The organism is Synechococcus sp. R6-7 (assembly GCF_047461695.1).
In the GTDB taxonomy this organism is placed as follows: Bacteria; Cyanobacteriota; Cyanobacteriia; order Thermostichales; family Thermostichaceae; genus Thermostichus.
Genome location: NZ_JANSHS010000211.1, coordinates 1 through 5,251, shown reverse-complemented (window position 1 = coordinate 5,251; position 5,251 = coordinate 1). Strand labels below are relative to the sequence as shown.

Genomic DNA, 5,251 nt, shown 5'->3' with positions numbered 1-5,251 from the left:
CCGATACCCCTCCAGAAGAGATCACCCCATCGGCGGAGGCCAGGGCCTGCTGGACGACCTGCCGCAACACCTGGAGCCGATCCGGCACGATGCCCAACTGGATCGGGATCCCACCCGCTGCCTTGACCAGAGCCGCCAGGCCGTACTGGTTGGAATCCACGACCTGCCCCGGCCCCGGCACCTGCTGGATGGGCACTAGCTCATCCCCTGTCGAGAACAGGGCTACCCGGGGCTGACGAAAAACCGGCACCATCGCCTGTCGGATGGCGGCCAAAACGGCTAGCTCCGCTCCGCCCAAAGCCTGCCCTGCCGGCAGGAGGGGATCCCCCTGGCGGGCAAAGTCTCCCTGAGGCCGGACAAATTGGCCCCGCTGCGGACGCTGCAAGAGGCGAACGGTTCCTGGCGAAGGTTGCTGCGTGTATTCCTGCATCACCACGGTGTCCGCACCGCTGGGCAAGAGGGAGCCGGTGTAGAGACGCACCGCTTGTCCAGGCTGGAGCTCTCGGGTGGGTGCCTTTCCGGCGGGGAGAGTCTCAATCACCTGCAGCTCACAAGGGATCCCCGCTTGCACATCTTCATGGCGCACGGCATAGCCATCCATACTGGAGGTGGGATGGGCCGGAAAGTCCTGGGGGCTATACACAGTTTGGCTGAGAACGCGGCCTTGGGCGGATCCCAGCTCCACCCACTCTGGGCCCAGCGGCTGAACCGCCTGCAAAATCAGGGCTTCTGCTTCGGCCACCGGCAGCATCACGGCTTTTACAACCCCCTTCTCCAACACCTTATCTTCAGCATCCAGAAGTCGGTTCCGCCAAGGCCATTAAAAACAACTTAAACTGCGGACAGCGGCCATCAATTCCGACCTTGGCATGAGAAGTGTATGACCAGGATCCCACCAAGCCCCAGAGCTGGCAAGAAGTCGCAGCAAGTTGCCCATTGGGAGCTGCAGCTCTTTCGAATTCGGGATCCCGGTCTTGCTGGGGAGATGGGGATCCCGGCAGCGTTGCAGCCGGCCACAGGCTATCTGGCTGCCGCGGCTGCGGAAGCTGGATACTGGTCACGTAGCGGGCGTAGCCTTAGGACGACTGAGCCACCGGATAGCTTAAGTGCAGCAAGCGAGGTGTCTATGTTAAATGCCGCCGTCATCCTCACGATCTTCCTTGGCTTCTGGGGAGTCGTGGTTAAGCGCAACCTCATTATGAAGATCCTGTCTATGGATGTCATGAGCACCGGGGTCATCGCCTTCTTCGTGATCTGGGCAGCCCGGAGCGGTGTGTTCACCCCCATCTACAAACCCTGGCGCGAGCTGGACTATGCCGACCCGGTGCCTCAGGGGATCATCCTCACGGCCATCGTCATCGGCCTGTCGGTACAAGCCTTGATGTTGGTGGGGGTGATGAAGCTCTCCCGCAATCATCCCACCCTCGAAGTCGAGAGCATCGAACAGGCACTCGCGTCAGGGGCGCGGAGCACTTTTACCGATGACTGAGCTGACGCTGGTGTGGGTGGCATTGCCCTTTCTGCTGGCCTTCACAACCTACTTGATGCCAGCCCTAACCCGTCCCAGCCTGGTGGGGATGGCTGCGCTGACGGTGGTCTATGCGGTGCAGCAGGGGGGCTTGCCCGGCACAACCGCCACACCCCTGGAGCTACAGCTTTTGGATCACTTCGGGGTGACGCTGCGGATCGATGCCAATGTAGCAGCGATGCTCTTGGCCCACGGCCTGGTCACGCTGGGGGTGGCGCTGTATTTGGATAGACGCTTTGCGGGCAGCCGCTTTCTGGCCATGCAGCTACTGATCGTGCACGGTAGCGCCAACGCCGTCATCATCAGTGCTGACCTGATCAGCGTCTACGTTTCCCTGGAGGTGCTCAGCATCGGCGTGTTTTTGCTGCTGACCTATGGGCGGCGGGCTGAGGGCCAACCCACAGTGGAAGAAAATGCTCCGCACCGCGATCGCCAGCTCTGGGTGGGGCTGCGCTACCTTTTCATGAGCAATGTGGCCATGCTCTTCTACCTGATGGGCGCAATCCTGGTCTATGTGCGCACGGGATCCCTGGCGATGAGCAGTTTGGCTATGGCCGACCCCACGGCCTTGGCGCTGATTGCTGTGGGTCTTTTGGCCAAGGGGGCGATCTTCGTTGCCGGCCTGTGGCTGCCCCTCACCTACGTTACCGCGGATCCCGTTATCGCGGCGGTGCTCAGCGGTTTTACGACCAAAGCAGGAGCCATGGCTTTGGTGCGCTGCAGCCAGGCTTCGCCGGTCTTGGCCCAGGGGTTGCCCTACTTGAGCGCTGGTTCAGCCGTTTTCGGGATCCTACTGGCCTTGATGGGGAGCACGCCCCAGCACCTTCTCGCCTGGAGCTCGGTATCGCAGATGGGATTTGTGATTGCTGCCCCTCAGTGGGCGGGTTTGTATGGCCTTGCCCATGGGTTGGCGAAGCCCCTGTTGTTTGTTGGAACGAGCGTGAGCCATCGCTGGCGGTGGCCGATGCTGCTCTTGGGGACGGCTTCCCTGGCAGGGGTACCCGGCAGTTTGGGGTATGCGGCCAAGGCCCTCAGCTTGTCTGCTCTGGATCCCTGGCACGAGTGGCTGCTGGTGGGGGTTACCGTCGGCACCACTTGTTTAGGCGTGCGAGTGCTGCGGGCACCTGTTTCTCCAATGAAGGGGGCAACCACCTCTGCAACTCCTTGGCAAGATAAAGTGGCACTGGTGCTTTGGGGTGGGGGCTTGCTCTGGGGCTGGCTACCGGCGGCCTATGGCGCTGACAATCTTCTCAAGGCGCTCCTCAGTTTGGGCGTTGGGATCCCCCTAGGCTGGTTTTGGGAGCGGATCCCTTTGAAGGGAGGGTCGGTGAACGAAGGGCTGGAAGCAGTGGTGGGCGGCTTGAGCATAGTGTTGGTGCTGGTTTGGGCTCTGTTAGCTGTGGGGAACTATGGGACGCTACCCTGAGTTGGGTCTATTGGAGATCGGCCTGCGCCTCTTGATTTGGTTTCTGCTGACGGGCAATCTGAGCTGGGACAATGTGGCCATCGGGGTGGCGGCAACGTTGCTGCTGCCGCGCCAGGCTTCCGCACCGGTGCAATGGCGGGATTGGGGGCGAGTGCTCCAGGAAATTCTTCTCGCCATCCCAAGAGCCTACTGGGAAGCCTTCGAGATGATCCTCAAGCCCCACACTGTTGAGGAAGTTGTATACAAACAAACCCTGCCCAACCGTTCAGCAGGGCTGGTGTTTCTGGATATCTTTTTAATTACCTTCACGCCCAAAACCATCGTGCTCAATTGCAATGCCCAAGGCACTTATGAAGTCCATGTGCTCAAGCCGCGGGAGGACGTGTGAACCTACTGCTGTTTCTCCTGACCCTAACGCTGTGCTTGCCCCTGTATGCCGCTTGGCTGAAGGAAGATATTTGGCAGACGATGCTCGCCTTTGCCAGCTTGGCCACAAAGACGGCCATCCTGATTTTGGTGGTGTCGGTGGTGCGGGATGATTGGATGATCGGGATTGTGGGGGTTTTGATTTTGTCGGTGGGCAATGCGGCCTTAATGCTCTTGGCTCATGTACTGAAACGGCTGGAAATGCTTTAGAAAGGCCCTGGGGGTAGGTATGGAAGTCTGGGTGGAAGGTCTGAGCTATCTGTTGTTTGGGATTGGTGTGCTGTTTTGGTTGTGGGGAACGGCGCCGCTCCTTGGGGATCGCTCGATTTTATTTAAGCTGCACGGCCTTTCGGTGTCGGACACCCTGGGCTCTATGAGCATCATGCTGGGGCTGCTGTTGCGGATCCCACGGGAATGGCCCCTGTTGGTGTTGGCACTGATCTCCCTGGCTATTTGGAATACCATTCTGGGCTATGTGCTGGCGTTTTGCTCGCAGCGCAAGTCCCTGTAGGAGACCAGGATGGAAGAGACCCTGTTGCTGGTGATGGCGTTGCTTCTGCCCCTGACGGCAAGCTTGGTGGTGACTCAGACCAATCCCTACCACGCCTTGGTAATGCGAGGGATCCTGGGGACAATTGCCGCCTTGATCTACGCGCTGTTTGGGGCGGCGGATGTGGCTCTGACCGAGGCACTGGTGGGCACCATGCTTTCTATTACCCTCTACGCCATTGCGGTGCGCTCTTCGCTGAGTATGCGCCTGGGCGTTCTCGAAGGCAGCCCTGTGCTGGAGGCCAGTACCTCAGCAGCACGGCAGTTGTTACAGCAGATGCGCCAAGGGCTACAGCGGTATCACATGCGCTTGGAGTTGGCCGCCTATGGGAGTTCGGAGGCGTTGGTGGCTGCTCTTCGCAGCCGAGAGGTACACACCATTGCCCTTGAGCCCGGTGGAGAAGCAGCAGAGTATCGCCTGGTTACACGCGTACCCCGCCTGCAGGCCATTTTGGCGCAGCAAGCTCTGGCCGCTGAGGTGATGGCGACATGAAGTGGGTGTACGGGATAGCGGTGCTGCTGGCAGCCCTACAGCTCATTGTGGGCGAGGCGGGATCCGTTTCCCCCAATCGCGCAGCGGGCGTAGCTTTAGTCGAGGCAGTGGAGATTCTGGCCAGCGAAAGCGGTGTGCCCAACACGGTGACGGGTCTCATTCTGCGCAACCGCCTCTACGATACGGTCTTTGAAGTGGTGGTGTTTTCCACGGCAATTTTGGGCGCCCAATATCTGCTGGCGGATGAGCAGCCGACAGCCAATGTAGCTCAATTTACCGATATTCCCTCGATTGTGTTGGCGCGAGTGGGAGCCACCATTTCGGCTTTGATCGCGGTGGAGCTGGCCATTCGAGGGCACCTGACGCCGGGCGGGGGCTTTGCTGCCGGGGTGGCGGGGGGGACGGCCATTGGCTTGGTGGCGATCACCGCCTCTTCCGCCTGGATGGAGGCCATCTACAAACGGTGGCGGGCTGCGATGTGGGAGAAGCTGTCGGTGGTGGCGTTTATCGGGGTGGCCGTGGTGGCTCTGGCCGGCTGGGAATTGCCTAGAGGGGAGTTGGGGGATCTGTTTAGCGGCGGTTGGATCCCGATTCTTAACATTTTGGTAGCCATCAAGGTGGCGCTGGGATCCTGGGCGGCAGTTTTGATCTTTATTCGCTACCGCGGCTTGTTATGAGGGTCTAAATGGGTTAAAGAGAGGTACCCCTGTCCCGGCAAAATCACGGACATTGCGAGTAACCAGGGTAAGTCCGTAAACCAAGGCTGTAGCAGCCAGTTGTTTGTCAATCGCATTTTGAGAGTAAACTACCCGACACCCGCGCTACGCGC

At 59.9% G+C, this 5,251-nt stretch carries 8 protein-coding genes; 7 read left to right on the top strand and 1 reads right to left on the bottom strand.

The window, feature by feature from the left end; all coding sequences use genetic code 11:
* Window positions 1–751 (bottom strand): molybdopterin molybdotransferase MoeA (locus NW815_RS07020; RefSeq protein ID WP_414415841.1); only part of this gene is annotated, 751 nt, incomplete at its 3' end.
* Window positions 752–1,126: 375 nt separating this feature from the next.
* Between NW815_RS07020 and NW815_RS07015 the strand changes: the two genes are divergently transcribed.
* The 7 genes from NW815_RS07015 to NW815_RS06985 are packed head-to-tail and all read left to right on the top strand — an operon-like array spanning window position 1,127 to window position 5,099.
* Window positions 1,127–1,489, top strand: coding sequence for a cation:proton antiporter subunit C (locus NW815_RS07015; RefSeq protein WP_414350428.1), 363 nt, complete (start codon window positions 1,127–1,129; stop codon window positions 1,487–1,489).
* Complete coding sequence (locus NW815_RS07010) at window positions 1,482–2,954, top strand: cation:proton antiporter (RefSeq protein WP_414388820.1); 1,473 nt, start codon at window positions 1,482–1,484, stop codon at window positions 2,952–2,954. Before NW815_RS07015 ends, NW815_RS07010 begins: the two co-directional genes overlap by 8 nt.
* Complete coding sequence (locus tag NW815_RS07005) at window positions 2,938–3,342, top strand: Na+/H+ antiporter subunit E (RefSeq protein ID WP_041436089.1); 405 nt, start codon at window positions 2,938–2,940, stop codon at window positions 3,340–3,342. Before NW815_RS07010 ends, NW815_RS07005 begins: the two co-directional genes overlap by 17 nt.
* Window positions 3,339–3,590, top strand: a complete 252-nt coding sequence (locus NW815_RS07000) for a hypothetical protein (RefSeq protein ID WP_011431878.1) — start codon at window positions 3,339–3,341, stop codon at window positions 3,588–3,590. Before NW815_RS07005 ends, NW815_RS07000 begins: the two co-directional genes overlap by 4 nt.
* Window positions 3,591–3,609: 19 nt before the next feature.
* Window positions 3,610–3,891 (top strand): monovalent cation/H(+) antiporter subunit G, encoded by a 282-nt coding sequence (locus NW815_RS06995; RefSeq protein WP_011431879.1) that lies wholly within the window; start codon window positions 3,610–3,612, stop codon window positions 3,889–3,891.
* A gap of 9 nt (window positions 3,892–3,900) precedes the next feature.
* Entirely contained in the window at window positions 3,901–4,422 is a 522-nt protein-coding gene (locus NW815_RS06990; protein ID WP_414357736.1) for a DUF4040 domain-containing protein, read from the top strand.
* Window positions 4,419–5,099: a Na(+)/H(+) antiporter subunit B gene (locus NW815_RS06985; protein ID WP_414415840.1), complete on the top strand. Its 681-nt coding sequence runs from the start codon at window positions 4,419–4,421 to the stop codon at window positions 5,097–5,099. The genes NW815_RS06990 and NW815_RS06985 overlap by 4 nt, the downstream gene beginning before the upstream one ends.
* Window positions 5,100–5,251 lie beyond the last annotated feature (152 nt).